Origin of the sequence: Streptomyces sp. NPDC020875, assembly GCF_040641415.1 — a bacterium.
Classification (GTDB): domain Bacteria; phylum Actinomycetota; class Actinomycetes; order Streptomycetales; family Streptomycetaceae; genus Streptomyces.
On the sequence record NZ_JBFADP010000035.1, the window covers coordinates 56,101 to 79,410 of the forward strand.

The 23,310-nt window shown below is 69.2% G+C and carries 15 protein-coding genes and 1 pseudogene; 6 read left to right on the plus strand and 10 right to left on the minus strand.

Annotation, left to right across the window (positions count from 1 at the left end; genetic code table 11):
- Positions 1-550: 550 nt before the first annotated feature.
- Both AB0G74_RS20970 and AB0G74_RS20975 read right to left on the minus strand, forming a co-directional pair.
- On the minus strand, positions 551-1,498 hold the full coding sequence (locus tag AB0G74_RS20970) for an NAD-dependent epimerase/dehydratase family protein (protein ID WP_361148423.1): 948 nt from the start codon (positions 1,496-1,498) through the stop codon (positions 551-553).
- A gap of 20 nt (positions 1,499-1,518) precedes the next feature.
- Complete coding sequence (locus AB0G74_RS20975; RefSeq protein ID WP_361148379.1) at positions 1,519-2,814, minus strand: nucleotide sugar dehydrogenase; 1,296 nt, start codon at positions 2,812-2,814, stop codon at positions 1,519-1,521.
- A gap of 357 nt (positions 2,815-3,171) precedes the next feature.
- Here AB0G74_RS20975 and metG point away from each other — a divergent pair, with 357 nt between their 5' ends.
- The gene (metG, locus tag AB0G74_RS20980) at positions 3,172-4,896 is read left to right on the plus strand and encodes a methionine--tRNA ligase (RefSeq protein ID WP_361148381.1); all 1,725 of its coding nucleotides are present in this window, start codon (positions 3,172-3,174) and stop codon (positions 4,894-4,896) included.
- A gap of 32 nt (positions 4,897-4,928) precedes the next feature.
- Here the strand turns inward: metG and AB0G74_RS20985 are convergent, their stop codons facing one another.
- Genes AB0G74_RS20985 through AB0G74_RS21010 form a run of 6 tightly spaced genes read right to left on the minus strand, consistent with a single transcriptional unit; the run spans position 4,929 to position 10,868 of the window.
- A complete protein-coding gene (locus AB0G74_RS20985; RefSeq protein WP_361148383.1) occupies positions 4,929-5,567 on the minus strand; it encodes a histidine phosphatase family protein in 639 nt (212 codons plus the stop codon).
- Between the two features lie 23 nt (positions 5,568-5,590).
- Complete coding sequence (locus AB0G74_RS20990) at positions 5,591-6,145, minus strand: FkbM family methyltransferase (RefSeq protein ID WP_361148385.1); 555 nt, start codon at positions 6,143-6,145, stop codon at positions 5,591-5,593.
- Positions 6,146-6,150: 5 nt separating this feature from the next.
- Positions 6,151-7,698, minus strand: coding sequence for a hypothetical protein (locus tag AB0G74_RS20995; protein WP_361148387.1), 1,548 nt, complete (start codon positions 7,696-7,698; stop codon positions 6,151-6,153).
- A gap of 5 nt (positions 7,699-7,703) precedes the next feature.
- Positions 7,704-8,858 carry a glycosyltransferase family protein gene (locus AB0G74_RS21000; RefSeq protein ID WP_361148389.1) on the minus strand — a complete coding sequence of 385 codons (1,155 nt, stop codon included), beginning with the start codon at positions 8,856-8,858 and terminating at the stop codon, positions 7,704-7,706.
- Positions 8,859-8,877: 19 nt separating this feature from the next.
- Positions 8,878-10,194: a N,N-dimethylformamidase beta subunit family domain-containing protein gene (locus tag AB0G74_RS21005; protein WP_361148391.1), complete on the minus strand. Its 1,317-nt coding sequence runs from the start codon at positions 10,192-10,194 to the stop codon at positions 8,878-8,880.
- Positions 10,191-10,868, minus strand: coding sequence for a class I SAM-dependent methyltransferase (locus tag AB0G74_RS21010; protein WP_361148393.1), 678 nt, complete (start codon positions 10,866-10,868; stop codon positions 10,191-10,193). The genes AB0G74_RS21005 and AB0G74_RS21010 overlap by 4 nt, the downstream gene beginning before the upstream one ends.
- Positions 10,869-11,138: 270 nt before the next feature.
- Here AB0G74_RS21010 and AB0G74_RS21015 point away from each other — a divergent pair, with 270 nt between their 5' ends.
- From AB0G74_RS21015 to AB0G74_RS21025, 3 genes are all read left to right on the plus strand, one after another.
- The gene (locus AB0G74_RS21015) at positions 11,139-14,669 is read left to right on the plus strand and encodes an NB-ARC domain-containing protein (RefSeq protein ID WP_361148395.1); all 3,531 of its coding nucleotides are present in this window, start codon (positions 11,139-11,141) and stop codon (positions 14,667-14,669) included.
- Between the two features lie 26 nt (positions 14,670-14,695).
- Entirely contained in the window at positions 14,696-15,895 is a 1,200-nt protein-coding gene (locus AB0G74_RS21020) for a damage-control phosphatase ARMT1 family protein (RefSeq protein WP_361148397.1), read from the plus strand.
- 70 nt (positions 15,896-15,965) lie between these two features.
- Positions 15,966-16,085: an NUDIX domain-containing protein gene (locus AB0G74_RS21025; protein WP_361148399.1), complete on the plus strand. Its 120-nt coding sequence runs from the start codon at positions 15,966-15,968 to the stop codon at positions 16,083-16,085.
- Between the two features lie 279 nt (positions 16,086-16,364).
- On the opposite strand, the gene AB0G74_RS21030 is transcribed toward AB0G74_RS21025, so the two are convergent.
- Positions 16,365-17,564: an IS701 family transposase gene (locus AB0G74_RS21030; RefSeq protein WP_361148425.1), complete on the minus strand. Its 1,200-nt coding sequence runs from the start codon at positions 17,562-17,564 to the stop codon at positions 16,365-16,367.
- A 222-nt stretch (positions 17,565-17,786) separates the two neighbouring features.
- Here AB0G74_RS21030 and AB0G74_RS21035 point away from each other — a divergent pair.
- Positions 17,787-17,957, plus strand: a pseudogene (locus AB0G74_RS21035) (FAD-binding oxidoreductase); the annotation flags it as partial.
- Between the two features lie 320 nt (positions 17,958-18,277).
- Here the strand turns inward: AB0G74_RS21035 and AB0G74_RS21040 are convergent.
- Positions 18,278-19,807, minus strand: coding sequence for a UDP-N-acetylglucosamine 1-carboxyvinyltransferase (locus AB0G74_RS21040; RefSeq protein WP_358826860.1), 1,530 nt, complete (start codon positions 19,805-19,807; stop codon positions 18,278-18,280).
- A gap of 729 nt (positions 19,808-20,536) precedes the next feature.
- Here AB0G74_RS21040 and acnA point away from each other — a divergent pair.
- A complete protein-coding gene (acnA, locus tag AB0G74_RS21045; RefSeq protein ID WP_361148402.1) occupies positions 20,537-23,251 on the plus strand; it encodes an aconitate hydratase AcnA in 2,715 nt (904 codons plus the stop codon).
- Positions 23,252-23,310: the final 59 nt, after the last annotated feature.

Here is a 23,310-nt window from a genome sequence, read left to right on the forward strand (position 1 = left end):
ACGGCGACGCGCCGTGACGAGTGGGAGAGACTTTAGGCGACCCCAGTGACAACGGCCCTTGTGCGGTCGGCGGGCCCGTCGAACCGGAACGTTTCGCCTCCCTGTTCCCAAGGGTCGGCGGTACGGACCTGGGGACCGGGGCACTACTTCGCGCCACGGCGGGGAGGTCGGCTGATGCATTGCGTGATCGAGCGTTGTTGAGGGACAGTCGGGGCGGCGGAGAAGCGCTCGTGGAGGTCACCCGAGCCCGAAGAAGCAGTACGTAGCCGCAAGGCTCTGAGAGCCTGCCGAGGAAAATCAGACCACTGTCGGTGACGGATGGTGATGTTGTGGCCCGCCAGCAGGACTCGCTGTTGAGTCGTTCGCCTCGTCCACTGGTCGGACTCCCCCCGACCGGTGCGCGAATCGCTGAGGAACCCGGTGACCTCGGTGATGATGCCGGTGTCGTTGTCATCGCTCACCGCATCTCGTCGTGGGGTTGAAACGGGCGCGCGGGTCGAGAGTCCCCACCTTGTAGGCGATCCCGCCAGCAGTGATGTGGTTAGTCTGCTCAGATCGGCATTGCCCTGTTCTGGGACCGGAACCACCTCACAGACCTCGCGATTCCCTCCTGGAACGGCAGCGGTTTCACCGCCGGAAACAGCGCCCGCAGGCGACCACCGTCGGCTTGCGAGTGGTGTACGTCACCGGGGCGTGAGTCCCTGTTCTCCTGAGCAACGTGCTGCCCCGTCGCCGTCTCGATCTCGCTGATCAGGTCCAACAGCGAGGTACGGCTTCCGAACGCGAGATTCACTGGGCGGGGGTCCACGACCCGGCGGAGGAGGGCGTCGGTGAGGACGTCGCAGACCGTGCCCACATAGGTGAAGTCGCGCGTCTGGGTGCCGTCGCCGTGGATGGTCACCGGCTGGCCGGCGAGTGTGGCGCTGATCCACTTCGAGATGACGGCGGCGTAGGCGTGGTCGGCTTGCTGGCCGGGGCCGTAGACGTTGAAGAAACGGAAGGGGAGGATCGGCAAGTCGAAGCTGTGGTGGTAGGCGCTCAGGTACGCCTCAGTCGTGAGCTTGGTGACGGCGTACGGGCTCATGGGGGCGGAGGCGAGGTCCTCGTGCTTCGGCAGGTGGGGGTTGGCGCCGTAGACGGAGGACGAGGAGGCGGCGATTACGTGCGGGCCGCCGGCGCGGCGGGCGGCTTCGAGGACCTGGAGGGTGCCGGTCGCGTTGGCGTGATGGCTGGCCAGGGGGTCTCGCAGGGAGCGCGGTACGGAAGGGAGCGCGGCCAGGTGGACGACGGCGTCGGCGCCGTGAAACGCCCGGTCGAGGAGGGCGGCGTCCTGGATGTCTCCCTCGAAGAACTCCACGTCTCGGTCGGCGAGGTTCGCCTTGTGCCCGGTGGAGAGGTCGTCGACGACCCGGAGTCGGGCGACCTGGGGCTGCTCGGTCAGGGCGCGGACGAGGTTGCTGCCGATGAATCCGGCGCCGCCGGTGATCACGATCTTCACGGTGGTTCCCTTCATACAGGTCAGAGCGAGTCGACGTGGGTGCCGGTGAGTCGGCGGCGGCAGTCGAGGATGTACGGGGAGTACGCGCTGATCAGGGGGTAGTCGAAGGCATCGTGGTCCGCGAGGAGGACCGTGGCGTCGACAGTCCTGAGTAGGCCCGGGGTCACCTCCACCCGCTGGAGGCCCCCCAAACCGGCGGCCCGCGGGTGGGCGTCCTCCAGGACGTGCGGGTCGGCGGCCTGGACCTCGGCGCCCATGCCGACGAGGAGTTCGGCGATGCGGGCCGCCGGCGTCTCGCGGGCGTCCCCGGTGTTGGCCTTGTACGCAAGGCCGAGCAGCAGGATCCGGGAGCCCTTGAGGGGCTTCCCGCGGTCGTTGAGGCCCGCCACGAGACGTCGGACCACGTAGTCAGGCATGTGGTTGTTGACATCGTTCGCCAGCTCGACGAAACGGAAGTTCTGCCCCAGCGTTCGCTCGACCCGCCATGACAGGTACGACGGGTCGACGGGCAGGCAGTGACCTCCGACCCCGGGGCCCGGGGTGAAGCGCATGAATCCGAACGGCTTCGTCGACGCCGCGTCGATGGCCGCCCAGACGTCGATGCCCAGGTCGTGGGCGAAGATCGCCAGCTCGTTGGCGAGGGCGATATTCACGTGCCGGAAGGTGTTCTCGAGGAGCTTGGTCAGCTCCGCCTCCTTGCAGTTGGCCATGGGCACGACCGTGTCCACCAGGGCGCCGTAGAAGTCGCGCACCGCCTCCAAGGATGACGGAGTGATGCCCGAGACGACCTTGGGCGTGTTCTCCAGCCTCCAGGTGGGGTTCCCGGGGTCGATGCGCTCCGGGCTGTACCCGAGGTGGAAGTCCCGGCCGCCGGTCAGGCCGGAGCCTCGTTCGAGGAGCGGGCGGAATACCTCCTCGGTCGTCCCGGGATACGTGGTCGATTCGAGGACGATGATCGCTCCCCGGGTGAGGTGGCGGGCGAGTGTCCGCGCCGCGTCCTCGACGTGCGACAGGTCCGGTGCACCGTCGCGCAGTGGTGTCGGGACGGTGACGACCGCCACATCGAAGCCAGCGCAGTCGGCCGGGTCGACGGTCGGCTGGTAGACGCCGGCGGCGAGGAGCGGTGCCAGCCTCGTGTCCGGGACGTCCTCGACGTACGACTCGCCGACCATGAGCCGCTTGATCCGCCCGGCGTCGATGTCGAGCCCGACGGTCTGGTGCCCTATCTCGGCGGCGCGCACCGCGAGCGGGAGCCCGACGTATCCCTGCCCCACGACGACGACGCGGAGTCGACGGGGCTCGTGGTTCCTGTTCATGAGGTCCACCTCACTGCGGTTCGGGGTTGGGGATCGAGTGGTCGGGACGTACGCACGGCGCGAGATCCGCCGTGCGTGGTGGCCGTAAAATGGGGGACGCCTCGACCGTTCGGGACTCGCTTGGCCGCCTGTCCCGGACGGTCGAGTGCTTTTCGGGCGCGGCGGGGTGGGGCGGGAAAACCCACCGGCTGACCCCACCTCCGGTTCGATACGATGGTGGCGGCTTGCAGTCCCGTTCCGTCACTATGGGTGACGTCGACGTGCGATCGGAGTGATCGCGTCGGCTGCGGTCTCCCATACCTGGGCCCGCCGTGGCAGCGCCACCGGCGCCGTACGTACGAAATGGAGCATCCAAGGATGGCTCGACACCTGGTAACCAGCGCGCTTCCCTACATCAACGGGATCAAGCACCTGGGCAACATGGTCGGGTCGATGCTTCCGGCGGACGTGTACTCCCGGTACCTCCGCCAGCGTGGTCATGACGTCCTCTACATCTGCGCCACGGACGAGCACGGCACGCCGGCCGAGCTGGCCGCCAAGGAGGCCGGGCTGACGGTCGCCGAGTTCTGCGCGCAGGCCCATGACGCGCAGAAGGCCGTGTACGACGGGTTCGAGCTGGCCTTCGACTACTTCGGGCGCAGCTCCTCGCAGCAGAACGTCGAGATCACCCAGCACTTCGCGCGGAAGCTGAACGAGAACGGCTTCATCGAGGAGCGGGCGATCCGGCAGGTGTACTCGCCGGTCGACGGCCGCTTCCTGCCGGACCGGTATGTCGAGGGCACCTGCCCGCACTGCGGCTACGACAAGGCCCGCGGCGACCAGTGCGAGAACTGCACCCGCGTGCTCGACCCGACCGACCTGATCGACCCGCGTTCGGCGATCAGTGGGTCCACGGAGCTGGAGGTCCGTGAGACCAAGCACCTCTTCCTGCTGCAGTCGAAGCTCCAGCACGAGGTCGAGGAGTGGATCGCCGCCGTCAGCGCGGAGTGGCCGCACCTGTCCACGTCCATCGCCCGCAAGTGGCTGGCCGAGGGCCTGAACGACCGCGCCATCACCCGCGACCTCGAGTGGGGCGTCCCGGTGCCGGCCGACACCTGGCCGGAGCTCGCGGCCGAGGGCAAGGTCTTCTACGTCTGGTTTGACGCCCCGATCGAGTACATCGGCGCGACGAAGGAGTGGGCGGACGCCGCCTCCGACAGTGAGACCCGCGACTGGAAGTCGTGGTGGTACGAGGCCGACGACACCGTCCGGTACACGCAGTTCATGGCCAAGGACAACGTCCCCTTCCACACGGTGATGTTCCCGGCCACCGAGCTCGGCGTGCGCGAGCCCTGGAAGAAGGTCGACGTCGTCAAGGGCTTCAACTGGCTGACGTTCTACGGCGGCAAGTTCTCCACCTCGCAGAAGCGCGGCGTCTTCACCGACGCGGCCCTGGAGATCCTGCCCGGCGACTACTGGCGCTACTTCCTGATCGCCAACGCCCCCGAGTCGGACGACTCCTCCTTCACGTGGGAGCACTTCACCGCCACGGTGAACAAGGACCTGGCGGACACCCTCGGCAACTTCGTCAACCGCGTGTTGTCGTTCTCCCGGAAGCGTTTCGGGGACGACGTCCCGGCCGGCCGCGCCGCCGGCGAGGCGGAGGCCAAGCTGGGTGAGGAGATCGCCCGTCTGCTCGGCGAGTACGAGGAGCAGATGGAGGCCCTTCAGTTCCGCAAGGCCGCTGCTGCCCTCCGTGCGCTGTGGTCCGCGGGCAACTCCTACCTGGAGGAGAAGGCCCCCTGGCTGGAGATCAAGACCGACCCCGAGGGGGCGGCGCTGACCCTGCGCACGGCGATGAACCTGATCCACCTGTACGCGGTCGTCTCCGAGCCGTTCATCCCGACGTCGGCCGCCGCCATGCGCGGGGCCTTCGCCCTGGGAAACGACACCGCGACCTGGGTGACGGCGGAGCAGGCCAAGTCCCTGGACACCGTCCCGGCCGGCACCGCGTTCACGGTGCCGCCGGTGCTCTTCGCGAAGATCACGGAAGAGGACCTGGAGTCCTACCGTGCGCGCTTCGGCGGCGCCCCGGAGGCCTGACAGGCGTCCCCGCCCCCGTACCGTCCCGACTCTCATCGGGCGGTACGGGAGTGGAGGAGGACGGGCAGGTCCGCGGGCGAGACGTTCATGAGCCGCACGCGCGGAGCCGGGCCGCCGATCTCCACGCACGTGACCCCGGCGGACCCGGGCACGTGCTGGAGGTACCGGTCGAAGCCGTTGCCGGTGAGCCACAGCAGCAGGCAGGCGATGCCCCCACCGTGCCCGACGAGGACGGTGGTTCGCCGCTCGCCGGAGCAGACCTCGTCCCAGAGGTCCACGTAACGGGCCTGGACGTCCTCCGACGACTCACCGCCCGGGGTGCGGAGCTGGTGGATCGGCACACCGTGGCGAGTGGCCTCGGCGGCGGCGAGTTCCCTGGGGCGGCCGCCGAGGTGACCGCTGTCCTTGGCGGCCAGACGCTCGTCGACACGGACGTCGGCCGGGGCCAGCGCGGCGGTGAGGAGCTCGGCCGACTCCCGGCAACGGGACATCGGGCTGACGAGCATCTGGTCCACGGCGACTCCGGCCGCCGCGAGGCAGGCGCCGACCCGCCCGATGTCGGCGCGTCCGCGCTCGCTGAGCCGGCCGCCGACCGCGCGGCCCTGGTGAATGCCCTGGAGGTTCTCCTCCGTCTCACCGTGCTTGATCAGGCAGATGCGCTTGGTGTCCATGGCTTCGTGTCCCCTCACTCCGGTCAGTCCCAGTGGCGGACGTCGACGCGTGCGGAGACGGCGGCGGCCACCTCGTCGTGCTCGGCCTGGCTCATGGCGGGGAAGCGGTCGTGGTGCCACTCGACGTAGAGGACGGAGACGAGGTCGATCGTCCCGTCGGTGAGCAGCTTCCTGAGCACGGGGTACTCGGCGCCCTCAATGTCCATCTTCACGACGACGTGGTCCTCCGGCGTAACGGTCCGGCGGAGCCAGGCACTGAAGTCCACCGCCGGTACGGTGACGGGGGAGCTGTAGTCGATCTGCTGGTCGTACACGGGCGGTACCCGCTTGCCGGGCATCACGGTGGAACTCTCGTGGTGGCCGAGGAAGAGGTCGATCGTGCCGTCCTCGGTCCACACCGCACTGGGGGAGACTTCGACCAGACCGGCGCGCTGGGCCTGCTCCACGTTCGCCGTGATGGAGGGGAGCAGGGTCGGATTGGGCTCGAAGGCGTAGAAGTCGTGGTCCGGGAGCTCGTGTATGAAGCGCCTCAGCACGATTCCGAGGTTGGCGCCGCAGTCGACGAAGATCTTGCGCATATGAGTCAGTCCTCCAGGTGGGTCATCGGAGCGCTGAGGTCGATCTCCCGTACGACGTGATCGGCGAGCAGGACGAAGTCGCCGGTCTGGGGGAGGTAGCAGCGCTCCTCGTAGCGGATGGTGATGCGGCGGACGGGTTCCTCGCCGCGGTAGGCGGGCAGATCGCCCCACCGGTAGAGCTGGCCCCCGGGCGCCTTGAGGTGATGTAGGCACCAGGGCAGGAGGCTCTTTCGAGTACCGGCGTTGAGCCGGGTGAACATGGCGGTCAGGAAGGCGACGTGCTCGGCCGACCGTTCCTCGTTCCTGTGTGTCCGGCCGTAGGTCTGCTTGACTTGGTGTAGCTGGTTCGCGTCCCCGTCGGCCTGGACGAGGAGATCGCGAATCCGCCGGTCCCAGACGATTCCGAGGTGTCCGTGGAGGACGGGCTCGTCCGTCAGGAAGTAGCCCTCGACGCGGCCGAACTCACGCTCGTATGGGCACATGTAGTTGTTGTAGAGAGCTCGCGTCGCACCGGAAATGGTCTCCACCTGCCAGTGGATGCGGGCGGTGAAGGGTGAGTCCCACCACCCCAGATGCCAGGGCTGCCACAGCAGGTCGGCGGTGCTGAGCAGGATCACTGTGAGCGCGACCAGTGCGGCGGGCCACCCGAAGGCCGTGTCGTACTCCGTGCCGGGGAGCAGCCCGACGACCGTCGCGAGTCCGGTGTTGGCGGCGATGCTCTCCCAGAAGAGGATGCCGGAGGCGAGGGCGACGGCGAGGTTGAAGAGTGCGGTCGCCACCAGGATCGCCATCAGCAGCTTACGGTCCAGGAAGGCGACCAGCCCCGCAGCCTCCACGACCATCGTGAGGATGTTGACGGGGCGGTCCACGGCCCTCGTCCGGCGCAGGAGCTGAGACACCTTTCCGGACGGGAGGAAGCGCGCCCAGCCCCAGGAGTACGCCGAGGCCATGAGGTAGTGCGTGCGGTTGTGCCAGGCCCACGACCAGGGGCGCGGCCCCAGACGGGCCTTGCTCCAGGCCGGCTTGACGTAGTGCGACAGCGAGACGCAGCCGAGTACCAGCACCAGACCCGCCGTGGAGTCGGACGGGGGCGGGGTGAGGACTGCGGTCACGAGGAACCAGGCGAGGTACCCCTTCAGCAGCCTCACCGACATCATCGCGTGGTGCTGCCAGCCACGCAGCCTGCCGCAGAACACGGCGATCCAGGCCAGCAGGGCGGGAGCCCAGAGGCAGGACGCGACGGCGAGGAGCAGGAGGATCAGCTTGTCCCGACGCTGGGGACCGATGGGCAGCGTGACGTCGTAGTCGCTCGTGGCGCCTCGCCAGGTGAGGAGGGCGATCACGAAGACGACGAACCAGCGCAGCTGCTCGGGGAGAGGCGACGGACGGAGGGCCAAGGGGGCGATGACCGCGACGGCCGTACCCATGGCCAGTGGCGTGGGGCGCCGAGCGAGAGCCCGTACCGCGGGGGAGACCCCGAATCGGTAGCAGGCCACTGCGGCGGCCACGACCGCCGCGGTCACCACGTAGGAAGGAACTGGGGGAGTCGGCATGTCGACTACCCCGCGATCGGCGCGGGCATCGGCCAGTCGCCGGCCGGCAGGCTCTCCAGGTACGAGGCGATCCGTTCCCGGGGATCGGCTGCGAGGTACAGGTCGCGGTGGCGTACGACGTTGTCGCGGAGCACCGGCCGCCTCGCGAGGAAGTCGAGGACGGCTCGCCGCTCGACGCGCGGGGCGGCAGTGCCCAGCCCGGCCTCGTCGACGACCTTGGCGCACCAATGCTGGTCGTAGGTCGGCAACGGGACGAGGTGGACCGGTTTGCCGAGGACGAGGGCCTCGCTGATCAGGTTGAAGCCCGCGTTGGAGAAGACGGCCTCGGAACGGGCCATGTCCGCGATGAACGCCTCGCGGTCGAAGGCGCGTATCTCGATCCGGGTGTCTGCGTACCCACGCAGGGACCTCAGCTCCGCCGGCTGTGCGTAGATCCGCAGCGTGCGGTCCGGTACGGACCGGCGGAAGACCGAGGCCAGCTCGCGGACGGACTCCTCCGGGCCGTGGTCGAAGTAGCGGGAGAAGTAGGCCGTGACGATGGGCTCGGTGGTGACCTGCGCCGACCTGACGAGATCCGGAACGACGGGGGAGATGAACTCCACCCTCTGGTCCTCGGCACTCAGCGGGACGTAGGAGCAGATGAAGGACCGGTCCATGCGGGGCGCGAAGTACCGAAGCCGTTGCTCGTCGGCCGTACGGGCGTACCGGCCGACGGTGGGGAGGTCGAGGCGCCGGTACTTGCTCTGCTGGTCGATGGAGACGAGCGGCCGACCGAAGTGGTAGGCGAGACGGGGGGTGTTGGGCTCGTAGTCGGTGACGAACACGTCCGGGACGCCGCTGTTCCGGACGGCCCGGCGCAGCCGGAGGTGGCGGAGGAGACCTCCGGCCGCCTGCCGGATGTTCGCGCGTAGGGCGTCGCGGGCGTGGATCCGGTCGTCGCGCGCGAGCAGCGTCGGCATCCAGGCGTCCCAGGCGGGGAAGCCGAGGTCCCGGAAGTACTCGACCCTGCCCTGGCCGTTGGTGACGATCCGGACCCGATGTCCGCGGTCGCGGAGGTACTGGGCGATCACGCTCTGCCGGACGGTGTGTCCCATACCGATGCCGTTGACACCGATGATGACGTCGAGCGGTCGTACGTTGCCGATTCCGTTTCCGGGCACGACGATCCCATCCCTTCGGTCAGGAGAGCCGGGTGATGACGTTGCGGGTGACCGTGGCGACCTGGGGATCGGTCGCCAGGAGGCGCGCCCAGTCGGTGGTGGCGGCCGTGAAGATCGTGCCGCCGGCGGTGAAGACGCCGAGCGTGGCGGCCCGGGGGCCGGGCATCGGCTCCCGGGCGGCGAAGTTCCAGGCAGGGGGGAGCTCTGCGATGCCGAGGATCTCGAAGTCCTTCGGCGTTCCGTCCTGGCCGGTGGGGCGCGGGCGGCCGACAGCGTCGTACTCGAACGCCGCGCCGTCGCACTCGTAGCCGATCAGCGCCCCGCCGTGTCCCAGGCTGTCTCCGGTCCTGAGCTCTGTGCCGGCGAAGGCCCAGTGGCCGGCGTCGGTGACGACGAAGCCCTGGGAAGCGCGGGTGCCTTCCCAGTGGCCGCCGCCATTGCGGTAGCTCACGCCCAGGAGGGTGTTCTCCGGCTCCGACTCCCACCAGTGGTCCGGGCACCCGTACGAGCTGTCCGGGTCGGTGCCGGCGGGGGCTCCGGGCGGGAACTTGTCGCAGGACAGCCCTGTCCCGTCCGGGGTGACGCCGACTCGCCACCAGCACGTGTTGGCCCCGAAGTTGGCGATGTGGCCGCCGGCGTCCCGGAAGGCGGTCACGTGGCGCCGGAGGTCGGTGCTCCAGTACTCGTCGTGACCGGCGGCGACCAGGAGACGGTATCCGTCCCGCAGGAACAGCCCCTCGTGGAGGTCCAGGTCGGTGCAGTAGTCGGACTCGATCCGGTTCCGCTCCATCCAGGCGATGAAGGGGGCGTCCCAGTGGGCGAACGTCTGCCGGGGCGATGACGGGTCGTACGCGTCCGGCAGACCCTTCACGGGCCCACCGACACCGCCCCCGGGACGGCGCGTCGTGACGTGGGCGGCGCTGTAGAGGCTGCCGCCGCCCGCCGTGTTGTACGCCTGGTAGGTGAACGTCGGGATCTTGTACAGGATCCTGCGACCGGAGGGCGCGGAGGGGGCGACGACCAGGAGGAAGCGCGCCTCCCGGGCATCCAACGGCGGTGTGCCGGAGCCGCGCTCCGTGCCCAGCACGGCGATGTAGACACCGGACCGCCACTCCGGGGGTACGAGGAACTCGTACGCGGGCCACTGCCAGTCCGCGTCGAAGTTTCCAGGAAACCCGGCACGGCCGGGCCACTCGACGTGGCCCGCGTGCTGCGGTTCGGCTCCCCAGCGGTAGAAGTCGACGTGGAAGCGGGGCGCGGTGGTGGCGATGTGCAGGCGCACTACCTCGCCAGCCCGGGCGCTGGGCCGGGCCGCGTAGCCGTTGACGGTGGTCACGAGCCCTCCTTGGCACGGGCCACGCCGACGAGGTGGAACGGGTCGATCGCCTCGACGCGGGCGTCCCAACCCAGACCGCTCAGCTGGGAGGTGAGCTCGGTCGAGTCTCGGAGCACCTTCACGGCCATGTGACGGGAGCCGTCAGAGAGGGTGCGATGGACGGTCGGCACGGACGCCGCTCCCACCCGGTCCTCGATCTCCGCCTTCGCCGGCGAGTCGTCGAGGAACACCACGCGACCGCCGGGCACCAGAGCCCACCTGAGCAGGTTCCAGAACGCTTCCATCTCCACCGGTGGCACGTGGCTGAGCCAGAACGCGAAGAACACCGTGTCGTACTGGCGGTCCGGCTCCCAGCCGAAGACGTCGGCTTCGATGAAGCGGGTCTCGGTTCCTCGCATACGGTCGCGGGCCCGGCGGAGCATCTCCGGCGCCGCGTCCAGCGCGGTCAGGCTGCGGGCCCGACGAGAGAGGAGCCGGGTCCACTGGCCCGTGCCACAGGCGATCTCCAGGATGTCACCGCCGATCGGCAGCGCGTCCAGGGCCTTCGCGAGCCGCGGCATGTCCATGCGGGTGCCGTACGTGGCGTCGTACTCGTCGGCTCGCGCCCGGTAGTAGGCGATCTGCCCTCCGGACCAGTCGCCCGGATCGCCCTGTCGTTCTTTTGTTCCGCTCACGCTGTGACCACCCCTCTCGACTGCCCACGGAGCCGTGGTGCTCCGTGCCGAGAAGACTGCCGAGCGACGCTGATCAGCGGGCTGTCGTGGTGTCGCACTCGCGGTGCAGCCCTGCCGCTGTCCAGAGCGACGGGTGCGCCTCGCGCGGACCTGGCCGGAATGGCCCGGGTGCTGCATCCGCGCTGAACTCCCGTCGCAGCGAAGGGTCTACGCCGCTGGTCAGGCCGCCCTACCCTGTTACCGTCGTCGGTGTCGGTCGAAGGAGCTCAGGTGGCCACAGTGCAGCGCTGGACCGGACGGGAGGCGCGTGCTCTGCGGCTCGCGACGCGACGGAGCGTGCGTGGCTTCGCGTCCTACCTCGGCGTCAGCGACCGGACGGTGTCCAACTGGGAGGCCCGGGGCGAGGAGATCGTCGTCGCGCCGGACTCCCAGGCGTTACTCGACACGGCGTTGGAACGGAGCGACGCGGAGGTGCGGCAGCGCTTCTGGGACTCCGTCGGTGTTCCGACGCCCGAGGCCGCGCCGGCGCCGGACGAATACCGCCCCATACCTGTTCCGGAGCCCGGCTTGGTGCACAGGTCCGAAGATCTCGAAGGGCTCGTCTCCGTACTCCGTGAGGCGGCGCAGGACGACACCGTCGCCACGGTCGCCCTGTGTGGCCCCGGCGGGTTCGGCAAGACGACGCTGGCCACGCAGGTGTGCCACGACCCGCGCGTACGGGACTCCTTCTCGGAGATCCTCTGGGTGGAGACCGGCGAGGGATGCACGGCCGCCAGGGTCGTCGAGCTGATTTCCGACCTGTGCGTCCACCTCGACGGCAACCGTCCGTCCCTCGCCGATCCGGAGCAGGCCGGCTTTCACCTCGCCCGCCTGCTCCAGGGACGACGTGCGCTCCTCGTCGTCGACAACGTCTGGTCCGCCACCGACCTCGGCCCCTTCCTGCTCGGCGGCGAGGACTGCGTACGGCTCGTGACCACGCGGAACGTGCGCGTCTGCCCCAGCTCCGCCCGAGTCGTGCGCCTGGGGCCCATGGCCCCGGGGGAGATCCGCGAGCTGCTCGTCCGTAACGTCGGTGCCCTGGACGACGCCGAGGCCGCACGCCTCGCAGGCGTGTGCGGAGGATGGCCGCTGCTCGCTTCGATCGTCGGCGCGAACGTCTCGCAGGAGGTCGGCTTCGGCGCCCCGGCCGGTCGCGCCGTCACGGAGACGAGCGCGACGATCCGCGCGCACGGTCCCCAGGCGTTCGACGTCTGGGACTCCGACCAGCGCAGGAACGCCATCGGGCAGGCGCTCGAGTCCAGCCTCCGCAGCCTCGCGGAGAGCGTCTCGATCGCCGGTCGCACGGACCTCCGGGACCGGTACCTCTCCCTGGCCGTGTTCCCTCCGTCGGTGCCGATCCCCATGTCGGTGCTCACCCACTGGTGGGGCACCGCGAACGAATGGGCTCCCCACGTGGTGCGCCAGTTCTGCCGGGTGCTGTCCGACCGGTCCCTGATCGGCGCCTACCTGGCCGACCGGAACGCCATCGTGTTGCACGACGTGTTCCGGTCCTACCTGCGCCATCTGGTCGGCGAGCAGTGGGCGACCCTGCACCGGTCCCTGATCGAGGCGTACCGGCAGAGCACGGACGGTGCCTGGGAAACGCTCGCTGATAGCGAGGGATACCTGTGGCGTCACCTCCCCTACCACCTGCGTGAGGCGTGCCTCGACACCGAGCTCATCGACCTGCTGGCCTCGCCGACGTACGTCATACGCAAGGTCGAACTGGTCGGACACCAGTCTCTGACCGCGGACGCCGCCGTGCTCGACGCCATGCCCGAGCGCCACGACGTCGGCCGCCCGCAGCACCAGGTGTGGGCCACCGCACGGGCCCTGACCGGTGCCGGGTACCTGCTGAACGGGCTGGAGAGCCCGTCCGACATTGCCTCGACCCTCTCGATCGTGTTGCGGCGTGCATCCACCTCAGAGGCGACCCGAGCCCTGGAAAGCGCTGCGAGGGAGGGGACGGTGTTCGCCCCGAGCTGGCTGTTGCCGCCCCCGGAGGTGAGCTCCGAGGCGGTGACGGAGCGCGGTCATATCGGTGCAGTCGTCAGTGTGTCCGCCAGCCGCGGCCTCGTGGCATCAGGCGGCGAGGACGGGGTGGTCAGGCTGTGGAACCTGAACACGGGCAAGTTCCTCCGAGCCCACGAAGCCCATACCGGATGGGTGTTCGCCACCGCGCTCTCCGCGGACGGGATGGTTCTCGCCTCAGCGGGGGACGACGGGGCGATCCGACTGTGGCGCACGGACACCGGCGAACCTGTAGGGGTGCTGCCCGGGCACAACCGCCGTGTTCGCAGCCTCGCCTTCTCCTCAGCCGAATCCGTCCTGGTCTCCGGTGCCGAGGACGGAGCCGTATGTGCGTGGGACCTGGAGCGGCTCGTGCTCCTGCGCACGATGCGGGCGGCAGGTACCCCTGTCTGGTCCGTGGCCATCGGCGGGGACTCCGACTCGCTCGTGGCCGCAGCCGGGGAGGACGAGTTCGTCCGACTCTTCGACCTGCGCACCGGCCGCCTCCTCGACGAACGTGCGGAACACCGGGACTGGGTCCGCACCGTCGCCTTCGCCCCCGGTTCCCCTGTCTTGGCTTCGGGGTCCGGTGACCGTTCTGCGGCATTGTGGGACGTAGCCGACAGGAAACTCGCGATCATCCGCCGGATAGCCGACCTCAGGGCGCGCGTACGTGCCGTTGCTCTGTCCCCGTATGACGACCTTCTCGTCGCCGCCACCGAGGAGCCGAGAATCCAGGCGTTCTCAGATGAGGCGCCCGTAGGCGAGACGCACCTGCCACGGGGCGTGGACTGGGTGCGCTCACTCGCCAGAACGGGCGACGGCACTGTGGTCGCCGGGTGCGAGGACGGCGCTGTCCGCCTCTGGACTGTGGGGAAGAGCAGGCTCAGGACCCTGGCCGACGGCTCGAACACCGTGTGGTCTACACAGTTCGCGGCCGGCGGACGTATCGCCGTGGTCGGCGACGGGGCCGGCGGCGTCGACGTAGTCGACACTGCGACAGCGGCGGTCGGCAGGAGGCTGCCCGCCGCCCATGGACGAGTCTGGTCCCTGGCCTGTGGCAAGGAGCACGTCGCTGCGGCTTGCGGCGACGGCGCGGTCAGGGTCTGGTCGCTGCCCGACCAGGCATGGTCGCTCACCCTGAACCAGGACACCCCGCGAACGTGGGCTGTGACGATGGCCCGTTCGACGCCTCGTATCGCTGCGAGCACGGGCGACGGACACATCCGGTGCTGGGATCTTCTTACCGCGACGCTGTTGTGGACTCAGGACGTGCACGCCGGTCGGCTGCGGTCGCTCTCGTTCGACGACAGCGGAGACGTTCTGGCTGCCTGCGGTGGTGACGGCTCGGTGCGCGTGTGGCACGCCCCCACAGGGGATTTCAGAAGCCGGTTCAGTAGCCCCAGCGGGTGGGCTCGCGCCGTCACCGTGGACGGTCCGGGCGACCGCGTGGCCGTCGGGGCGGGAACCGGAGACATCGCGGTACGGCATCTGGGGACGGACCGGTTTACCTCCCACCTCTCCGGTCACACGGGCCGCATCCTCATGCTGGGCTTCATGGGCGACGAGGACCGCCTCGTGTCGGCTGCGGCGGACGGGACGGTGCGCGTCTGGTCGCTCGGCGAACAGCGGCAGATCGCCAAGGTCCGGGTGGACGCCTCACTGCACTGCGCCGCCTTCGAACCGGCGACGGGTGAGGTGCTGATCGGGAGCGCGGCTGGTGTCGTGGGCCTGAAGGTCATGGATACGTGAGCGACATGCGAAGGGCTTTGGACAACATGGCACAGAAGACCTCCCTCGTCTCGGGTGATACGGCTGGAGCGCCGGTCATCCTGAGCAACGAGCCCGGCTCGTTCGCCTGGGGCGTGCTGGCCAAGCGCCACCCTGCCCTCATCCAGCAGGTACGAGACGCCTTCCCTTATGGCCGCCCGCAGCACGGGGCCCTCGACGCCCTGCTGGACGAGATCACCAATGGCGTCATCGAGTCACTCGCTCCCGGAGAGCACGACCGTGAGCGCTGGGCGGACTGGGGGCAGGAGCACTTCGGGCGCTCCTGGTTCGACGCCCCGTTCCTTTGGGCGGAGAGCTACTTCTACCGCAGGCTCCTCGGCGCGGTCGGGTACTTCGGCACCGGGCCGTGGCAGGGAGTCGATCCGTTCGCGCCGTTCAAGCAGGCCGAGCTGCGCGGTGAGGCGGTGGAGGAGGAACTGCGGGCCCTGGACGCGCTCGCGAGCGTTCCGGCGGACGAGCGGGCTGCGGCCCTGCTCCACGCGTCGCTCTGGGGCAACCGCGCGGACCTCGGCTTCCGCGTCTTGGCGGGGGAGACAGCGGCCGGTGACGCGGCTGTCTCCGCCCTGGTGGCCGACGACAGCACCGTGCTGTGGCAGCTGCTGCCCGTCGGGGGCTCCTCGACCGTCGCCGTGGTGGCGGACAACGCGGGCCGCGAGCTGATTCCGGACCTGATCCTCATCGACCACCTCCTCGAACAGCGGCATGCTGAACAGGCTGTGCTGCACCTCAAGCCGTACCCCTACTACGTTTCCGACGCGATGACGGCCGACGTCGTCGACTGCCTCCGCCGCCTCACCGAGGCACCCGGCCAAGCCGGAGCGATCGGCGGCCGGCTGTGGAAGGCCATGGCGGTAGGAACCCTGGAGGTCCGTGCCCACCCGTTCTTCTGCGCTCCGCTGCCGTACGAGGACATGCCCGAGGACCTCCGCGGCGAGTTCGCGAGCACCACGCTCACCATCCTCAAGGGCGACCTCAACTATCGACGTCTGGTGGGCGACCGGCTGTGGGACGCCACGGCGCCCTTCGCCGGTCTCACCGCATACTTCCCGGGGGCAGTCGCGGCGCTCCGGACTCTGAAGTCCGACGTCATCGTCGGCCTGGAGCAGGAAGCGCTGGACGCGCTGGATCGGTCCGGGGCTGCCTGGCGTACGAGTGGCACGCACGCGCTGATCCAGGTTCGACGGTAGGGGATCGTCGTGACGGTCGAGGCCAGAAGAGCGGTCGCCGCTGCCGTCGTCGTGTGAGGGGCGGCGACGTGTGGCAGAAGGGGCACTCTCCTGGCAGTTCCCGGCAGGGAAGATCGAACCCGAGGAGACTCCCGGGGAAGCCGCAACATGTGAGACCGAGGAAGAGACCGGGCTCCTGGTGATTCCATAAAGCGTGCTGGGACAAACGGGTTCACCACATGACAGGCCGGGAGATCCACTACATCGCACGCTGCCCCGTCGGCGGCCAGCGGTCGTGGCGAGTGCTGACTAGTACTCCAGCAGGATTTCGCTGTCTGAACTGTGGTTTTCAGCGGGCGGCGGGAGTGTAGCGGGTTGGTGGGTGGTCGGGGGCGGTCTCACGGAGGCCGCCCCTCGAACGCGTGCAGCCGCCGCCGGTAGTGACAGTGGCGTGCGACCGCCTGGCGTTGTCGGCGCCAGCGCGACCAGTTCATCGCGTGACGTCGGTCTCTGTATCCGCGCAGGTGCGGGAGCTGGGGACGGCAAGCTGCCAGGAGTCGCCGAATCTCCGCCACGGTGAGCTCGACAGCCCCGGCTGCCTCACCGGTTCCGCCCCCTTTTCCCGGGCCTGCTGTGCCGTGGCCGCGAGGAAGGCGTGCGCGAGCATGGCGAGAGTGATGTGCCGGTACCAGCCGACGTATCGGCGGACTTCGTACTGGTCCAGGCCGCATTCGTTCTTCGCGGCCTGGAAACACTCCTCGATCGTCCAGCGCGCCCCGGCGATCCGCACCAGTTGGTGGGCGGTGGTCTCCAGCGGGGCGTAGACGAGGTAGTAGGCGATCTCGCCGGGCCTGCGGATGCTGCGGCGGGCCAGCGCCCACCGCATCCGGCAGGGGAACTCGCCCTGGTAGTCGAACTCGGCGACGGCCGCCAGCCGTACCGCTGCCAAGTGGTAGAGTCGCTGTCCTTTCGCGCCGCCGCCGCAGGAGATCTTCTCCCACGCCTCGTCCGGGGCCTGGGCGAACAGGCCCTCGACGCGGGGGCAGCCCACGGTGAACTGCGACTTGGGCACGGCCAGGACATAGCCGACGCCTGACTGTTCCAGCAGTCGGCGGAAACGGCCGTCCTGTCCATAGGCGGAGTCCGCGGTGACCCAGGCGACGCGCAGTACCATGCGGCGGGCCAGTTGGCCCTTGGTGGCGAACTCCCGGCCGTCGGGGACTCTGGCCGTTCGGCAGCGTTCGCGGTCCTCGGCCCAGGCCCTGGGGAGGTAGAGCTCGCGGTCGACCAGCGCCCGGCCGCGCGTGGTGCAGTAGGCGGCGAAGACGCCTATCTGGCAGTTCTCGGTGCGTCCCGCGGTTCCGGAGTACTGGCGCTGGACCCCGGCGGACGTGGTGCCCTTTTTGATGAATCCGGTGTCGTCGACGACGAGGACTCCGCCGTCTTCTCTCAGCTTGTCGGCCGTGTATTCCTGCAGGTCGTCGCGAATGTCGTCGGCTTCCCACTTCGCGCCGGCCAGCAGGTGCTGCAGGCCGTCGGGAGTGGCGTGGCCCGCCTGCTCGGCCAGCTGCCAGCTGTTCTTGCGAGCGACCGGGGCGAGCAGGCCACGCACGTAGTCACGCATACGGCGGCGGAGCTCGACGCGGTGGAAACGGTGGCCGATGGTCAGGAAGAGGTCGTCCAGCTCCAGGTCCCATTGCTCGGCAGCACTCTCGGTGATCACACGTGGAGGCTTCCCCGGACGCTGTCACTACCGGCGGCGGCTGCACACGTTCGAGGGGCGGCCTCCGTGAGACCGCCCCCGACCACCCACCAACCCGCTACACTCCCGCCGCCCGCTGAAAACCACAGCTCAGACAGCGAAATCCTGCTGGAGTACTAGGTGGCCGGCTTGGCTGGGCCACGCACGGCAATGAGGCTCACCACCGCAGTCGTCCTGGCCGAGGCCGGAGCCTTGGTACACGTGATTGCCGAGCGGGTGCCGGGCGTCACGTCACTGGTGGCCGGGGCGGGGTCGGGGCCGTACCTGGTCGAGCTGAAGGCCGAGGTCGCCCAGCGGGGCCGACGGTCCCTGGAGATCTTCATAGTACGGGCGAAGCTTTGCTTCGCGCTCCCCAAGGGGGTGCAGGGTCCGGGACGTGCCACTGCCATCCAGCGTGGCCCGTGCCATCCGAAGCGCATGGAGCAGTTCGCGCCAGTGCCTGTCACGCTGCCTGGGACGACCCGACTCCGGTGGAGGCCGAGCGCAGAAGGCCGAGAACCTGCCAACTCCCGGTGACGGCACGCGAACGGACGGCCACCAACCGGAACTAACCAAAGTCCCAGTGAAGTCCCAGAGACGCCGCCGCCCCCTCCCTGACCCGCTAAGTCGCAGGTCGGGCGGGGTGCAGCGGCGCCCGTGTCTCAGATATCGCGGAAGATCTCGATCTGCGCGCCCACCGAGTTCAGCCGCTCGGCCAGCTCCTCGTAGCCGCGGTTGATGACATAGACGTTCCGCAGTACGGAGGTGCCCTCGGCTGCCATCATTGCCAGCAGGACCACCACCGCGGGGCGCAGGGCGGGCGGGCACATCATCTCGGCGGCGCGCCAGCGGGTGGGGCCCTCGACCAGGACGCGGTGGGGGTCGAGGAGCTGGAGCCGACCGCCGAGGCGGTTGAGGTCGGTGAGGTAGATCGCCCGGTTGTCGTAGACCCAGTCGTGGATCAGGGTCTGGCCCTGGGCCGTCGCCGCGATCGCGGCGAAGAACGGGACGTTGTCGATGTTCAGGCCGGGGAACGGCATCGGGTGGATCTTGTCGATGGGCGCCTCCAGCTTGGAGGGGCGTACCGTCAGGTCCACCAGCCGGGTGCGGCCGTTGTCCGCCGTGTACTCGGTGGAGCGGTCGTGGTCGAGGCCCATCTCCTCCAGGACCGCGAGTTCGATCTCCAGGAACTCGATCGGGACCCGGCGGATCGTCAGCTCGGACTCGGTGACCACGGCGGCGGCCAGCAGGCTCATCGCCTCGACCGGGTCCTCGGAGGGGGAGTAGTCGACGTCCACGTCGATGGTGGGGACGCCGTGCACGGTGAGGGTCGTGGTGCCGATCCCCTCGACCTCGACGCCGAGCGCCTCCAGGAAGAAGCAGAGGTCCTGGACCATGTAGTTGGAGGAGGCGTTGCGGATGACCGTGACGCCGTCGTGGCGGGCGGCGGCCAGCAGCGCGTTCTCGGTCACCGTGTCGCCGCGTTCGGTCAGGACGATGGGTCGTCCGGCGGTGGCGGGGCGTTCGACCCGGGCGTGGTAGAGGCCCTCGGTCGCGGTGATGTCGAGGCCGAAGCGGCGGAGCGCGATCATATGGGGCTCGATGGTGCGGGTGCCCAGGTCGCAGCCGCCCGCGTACGGCAGCCGGAAGTTGTCCACGCGGTGCAGCAGCGGACCGAGGAACATGATGATCGAACGGGTCCGGCGGGCGGCGTCGGCGTCGATGGCGTCCAGGTCCAGCCGGGCCGGGGGCACGATCTCCAGATCCATGCCCTCGTTGATCCACCGGGTCCGGACCCCGATCGAGTTGAGGACCTCCAGAAGCCGGTAGACCTCCTCGATCCGGGCGACCCGGCGCAGCACCGTACGGCCCTTGTTGAGGAGAGAGCCGCAGAGCAGGGCGACACAGGCGTTCTTGCTCGTCTTGACGTCGATCGCGCCGGAGAGGCGCCGTCCGCCGACTACGCGCAGATGCATGGGGCCCGCGTACCCCAGGGAGACGATTTCACTGTCGAGCGCTTCGCCGATGCGTGCGATCATCTCAAGGCTGATGTTCTGGTTACCGCGTTCAATGCGATTGACCGCACTCTGGCTGGTGCCGAGCGCTTCGGCGAGTTGGCTCTGTGTCCAGCCACGATGCTGTCGGGCGTCACGGATGAGCCTGCCGATGCGTACGAGGTAGTCGTCTGCCATGCGCCAGAGGTTATCTCAGATATGAGATGAGGCGCGCGTCGGGGGTGTCAACCGGGTGAGCCGTACGCGCCGTGTCCGCCGCACTTCTGACGCTCCGTCGGTGGCGGCGTCACGGCAACCCGGGCGGACCGTTCGGGTGGTCCCGGACTTCTGCCCCTTGTCGGACAGGCTATTCCCGGCCGGATCGAAGGGGAAGAATTCCGCCATTCGGGAGCGGGGGAAGGTGCTGCCTCCTGTCCGGGTCATCCTGAAATGCCGGAGGGAAGGGGTGAGGGAGTCGTCCCCGTATGGCGGATCCTGTCGGATTTATCCGTAGGGGCATGGAGGGGGTGGGGCGTGCCGGATGTCACGTGCCGGATGCCGCGTAGGGGTGGCGTTCCGGGTGTCGCCGTACGTCTGCGGTGCGGGGTAGGGGTGGCGGTGGAGGGCGCGCGTCGCCGTCCGCCGGACGTGACGGAGCACGCTCGGGCCGCCCCGGGTGCCGGGCGCCCCAGGTCGAGGGCGTACGCGGGCATGCGGGGGCACCCTCGTGAGGCGCCACGGGGGTGCCCGCGCATGACCGCGACGCGGCGATGTACTAGAGTTATCTCGACATCGAGATAACTGCCCGGGCGTACCGCAGTCGCCATCCCGGTAAGGGTTACCTAACTAAGCCCTACCTTAGCGGATCGATGAGGGGCCATGGCGGCAGCATGACGTAGTACGCGCACATTGATGAAGGAGACTGTCGTGTCGGCGAACAGCTTCGACGCCCGCAGCACGCTGCGCGTGGGCGACGAGTCGTACGAAATCTTCCGGCTGGACAAGGTCGAGGGCTCCGCGCGGCTGCCCTACAGCCTGAAGGTGCTGCTGGAGAATCTGCTCCGCACCGAGGACGGCGCGAACATCACCGCCGACCACATCCGGGCGCTCGGTGGCTGGGACTCCCAGGCCCAGCCGAGCCAGGAGATCCAGTTCACGCCGGCCCGCGTCATCATGCAGGACTTCACCGGTGTCCCCTGTGTCGTCGACCTCGCCACCATGCGCGAGGCCGTCAAGGAGCTGGGCGGCGACCCGGCGAAGATCAACCCGCTGGCCCCGGCCGAGCTGGTGATCGACCACTCCGTCATCGCCGACAAGTTCGGCACCCGCGACTCGTTCGCCCAGAACGTCGAGCTGGAGTACGGCCGCAACAAGGAGCGCTACCAGTTCCTGCGCTGGGGCCAGACCGCCTTCGACGAGTTCAAGGTCGTCCCGCCCGGCACCGGCATCGTCCACCAGGTGAACATCGAGCACCTGGCCCGTACGGTCATGGTCCGAGGCGGCCAGGCGTACCCCGACACCCTCGTCGGCACCGACTCCCACACCACCATGGTCAACGGCCTCGGTGTGCTCGGCTGGGGCGTCGGCGGCATCGAGGCCGAGGCCGCGATGCTCGGCCAGCCCGTCTCCATGCTCATCCCGCGGGTCGTCGGCTTCAAGCTGACCGGCGAGCTGACCCCCGGCACCACCGCCACCGACCTGGTGCTCACCATCACCGAGATGCTGCGCAAGCACGGGGTCGTCGGCAAGTTCGTGGAGTTCTACGGTGAGGGCGTGGCCGCCACGTCGCTCGCCAACCGCGCCACCATCGGCAACATGTCCCCCGAGTTCGGCTCCACCGCCGCGATCTTCCCGATCGACGACGAGACGCTGAACTACCTGCGGCTGACCGGCCGCTCCGCCCAGCAGGTCGCGCTGGTCGAGGCGTACGCCAAGGAGCAGGGCCTCTGGCTGGACCCGGCCGCCGAGCCCGACTTCTCGGAGAAGCTGGAGCTGGACCTCTCCACGGTCGTCCCCTCGATCGCCGGTCCGAAGCGCCCGCAGGACCGGATCGTGCTGGCCAACGCCGCCGAGCAGTTCGCCCAGGACGTCCGCAACTACGTCGACGACGACGAGGAGGCGGGCAAGGAGTCCTTCCCGGCCTCGGACGCCCCGGCCACCGCCAACGGCGTGCCCACCCGGCCGACCACCGTGACGGCCCCCGACGGGTCCACGTACGAGATCGACCACGGCGCCGTCACCGTCGCCGCGATCACCTCCTGCACCAACACGTCCAACCCGTATGTGATGGTCGCCGCCGCCCTGGTGGCCAAGAAGGCGGTCGAGAAGGGCCTCAGCCGGAAGCCGTGGGTGAAGACCACCCTCGCCCCGGGCTCCAAGGTCGTCACCGACTACTTCGACAAGGCGGGTCTCACCCCCTACCTCGACAAGGTCGGCTTCAACCTGGTCGGTTACGGCTGCACCACCTGCATCGGCAACTCCGGCCCGCTGCCGGAGGAGGTCTCCAAGGCGGTCAACGAGAACGACCTGGCCGTCACCTCGGTCCTCTCCGGCAACCGCAACTTCGAGGGCCGGATCAACCCCGACGTCAAGATGAACTACCTGGCGTCCCCGCCGCTGGTGGTCGCCTACGCCATCGCCGGCTCGATGAAGGTCGACATCACCCGCGACGCCCTGGGCACCGACCAGGACGGCAAGCCGGTCTACCTCCAGGACATCTGGCCCTCCGAGGCCGAGGTGAACGACGTCGTCGCCAACGCCATCGGCGAGGACATGTTCAACAAGTCCTACCAGGACGTCTTCGCCGGAGACGCCCAGTGGCAGGCGCTGCCGATCCCGACCGGCAACACCTTCGAGTGGGACACCGAGTCCACGTACGTCCGCAAGCCCCCGTACTTCGAGGGCATGGCGATGGAGCCCTCCCCGGTCACCGACATCACCGGCGCCCGGGTGCTCGCCAAGCTGGGCGACTCGGTCACCACCGACCACATCTCCCCGGCCGGTGCCATCAAGGCCGACACCCCGGCCGGCAAGTACCTCACGGAGCACGGCGTCGAGCGCCGCGACTTCAACTCCTACGGCTCGCGCCGTGGCAACCACGAGGTCATGATCCGCGGCACCTTCGCCAACATCCGACTGCGGAACCAGATCGCGCCGGGCACCGAGGGCGGCTTCACCCGCGACTTCACCCAGCAGGACGCTCCGGTGTCGTTCATCTACGATGCCTCCCGCAACTACATCGAGCAGGGCACCCCGCTGGCGATCCTGGCGGGCAAGGAGTACGGCTCCGGCTCCTCCCGCGACTGGGCCGCCAAGGGCACCGCGCTGCTCGGCGTCAAGGCCGTCATCGCCGAGTCGTACGAGCGCATCCACCGCTCGAACCTGATCGGCATGGGTGTCCTCCCGCTCCAGTTCCCGGAGGGCGCGAGCGCCGAGACCCTGGGCCTGACCGGCGAGGAGACCTTCTCCTTCACCGGTGTGACCGAGCTGAACAACGGCACCACCCCGCGCACCGTCAAGGTCACCACCGACACGGGTGTGGAGTTCGACGCGGTCGTCCGGATCGACACCCCCGGCGAGGCGGACTACTACCGCAACGGCGGCATCATGCAGTACGTCCTGCGGAACCTGATCCGCGGCTGACGCGGTCGCGGACCACGGTCCGCGACCTGATTACCGGCACGACGAGGGCCGTATCCCCA

Coding starts and splice junctions, on each gene's coding strand:
- AB0G74_RS20975 (WP_361148379.1), bottom strand. CDS start 2,814: ATGAACAGGAACCACGAGCCCCGTCGACTCCGCGTCGTCGTCGTGGGG.
- metG (WP_361148381.1), top strand. CDS start 3,172: ATGGCTCGACACCTGGTAACCAGCGCGCTTCCCTACATCAACGGGATC.
- AB0G74_RS20985 (WP_361148383.1), bottom strand. CDS start 5,567: ATGGACACCAAGCGCATCTGCCTGATCAAGCACGGTGAGACGGAGGAG.
- AB0G74_RS20990 (WP_361148385.1), bottom strand. CDS start 6,145: ATGCGCAAGATCTTCGTCGACTGCGGCGCCAACCTCGGAATCGTGCTG.
- AB0G74_RS20995 (WP_361148387.1), bottom strand. CDS start 7,698: ATGCCGACTCCCCCAGTTCCTTCCTACGTGGTGACCGCGGCGGTCGTG.
- AB0G74_RS21020 (WP_361148397.1), top strand. CDS start 14,696: ATGGCACAGAAGACCTCCCTCGTCTCGGGTGATACGGCTGGAGCGCCG.
- AB0G74_RS21040 (WP_358826860.1), bottom strand. CDS start 19,807: ATGGCAGACGACTACCTCGTACGCATCGGCAGGCTCATCCGTGACGCC.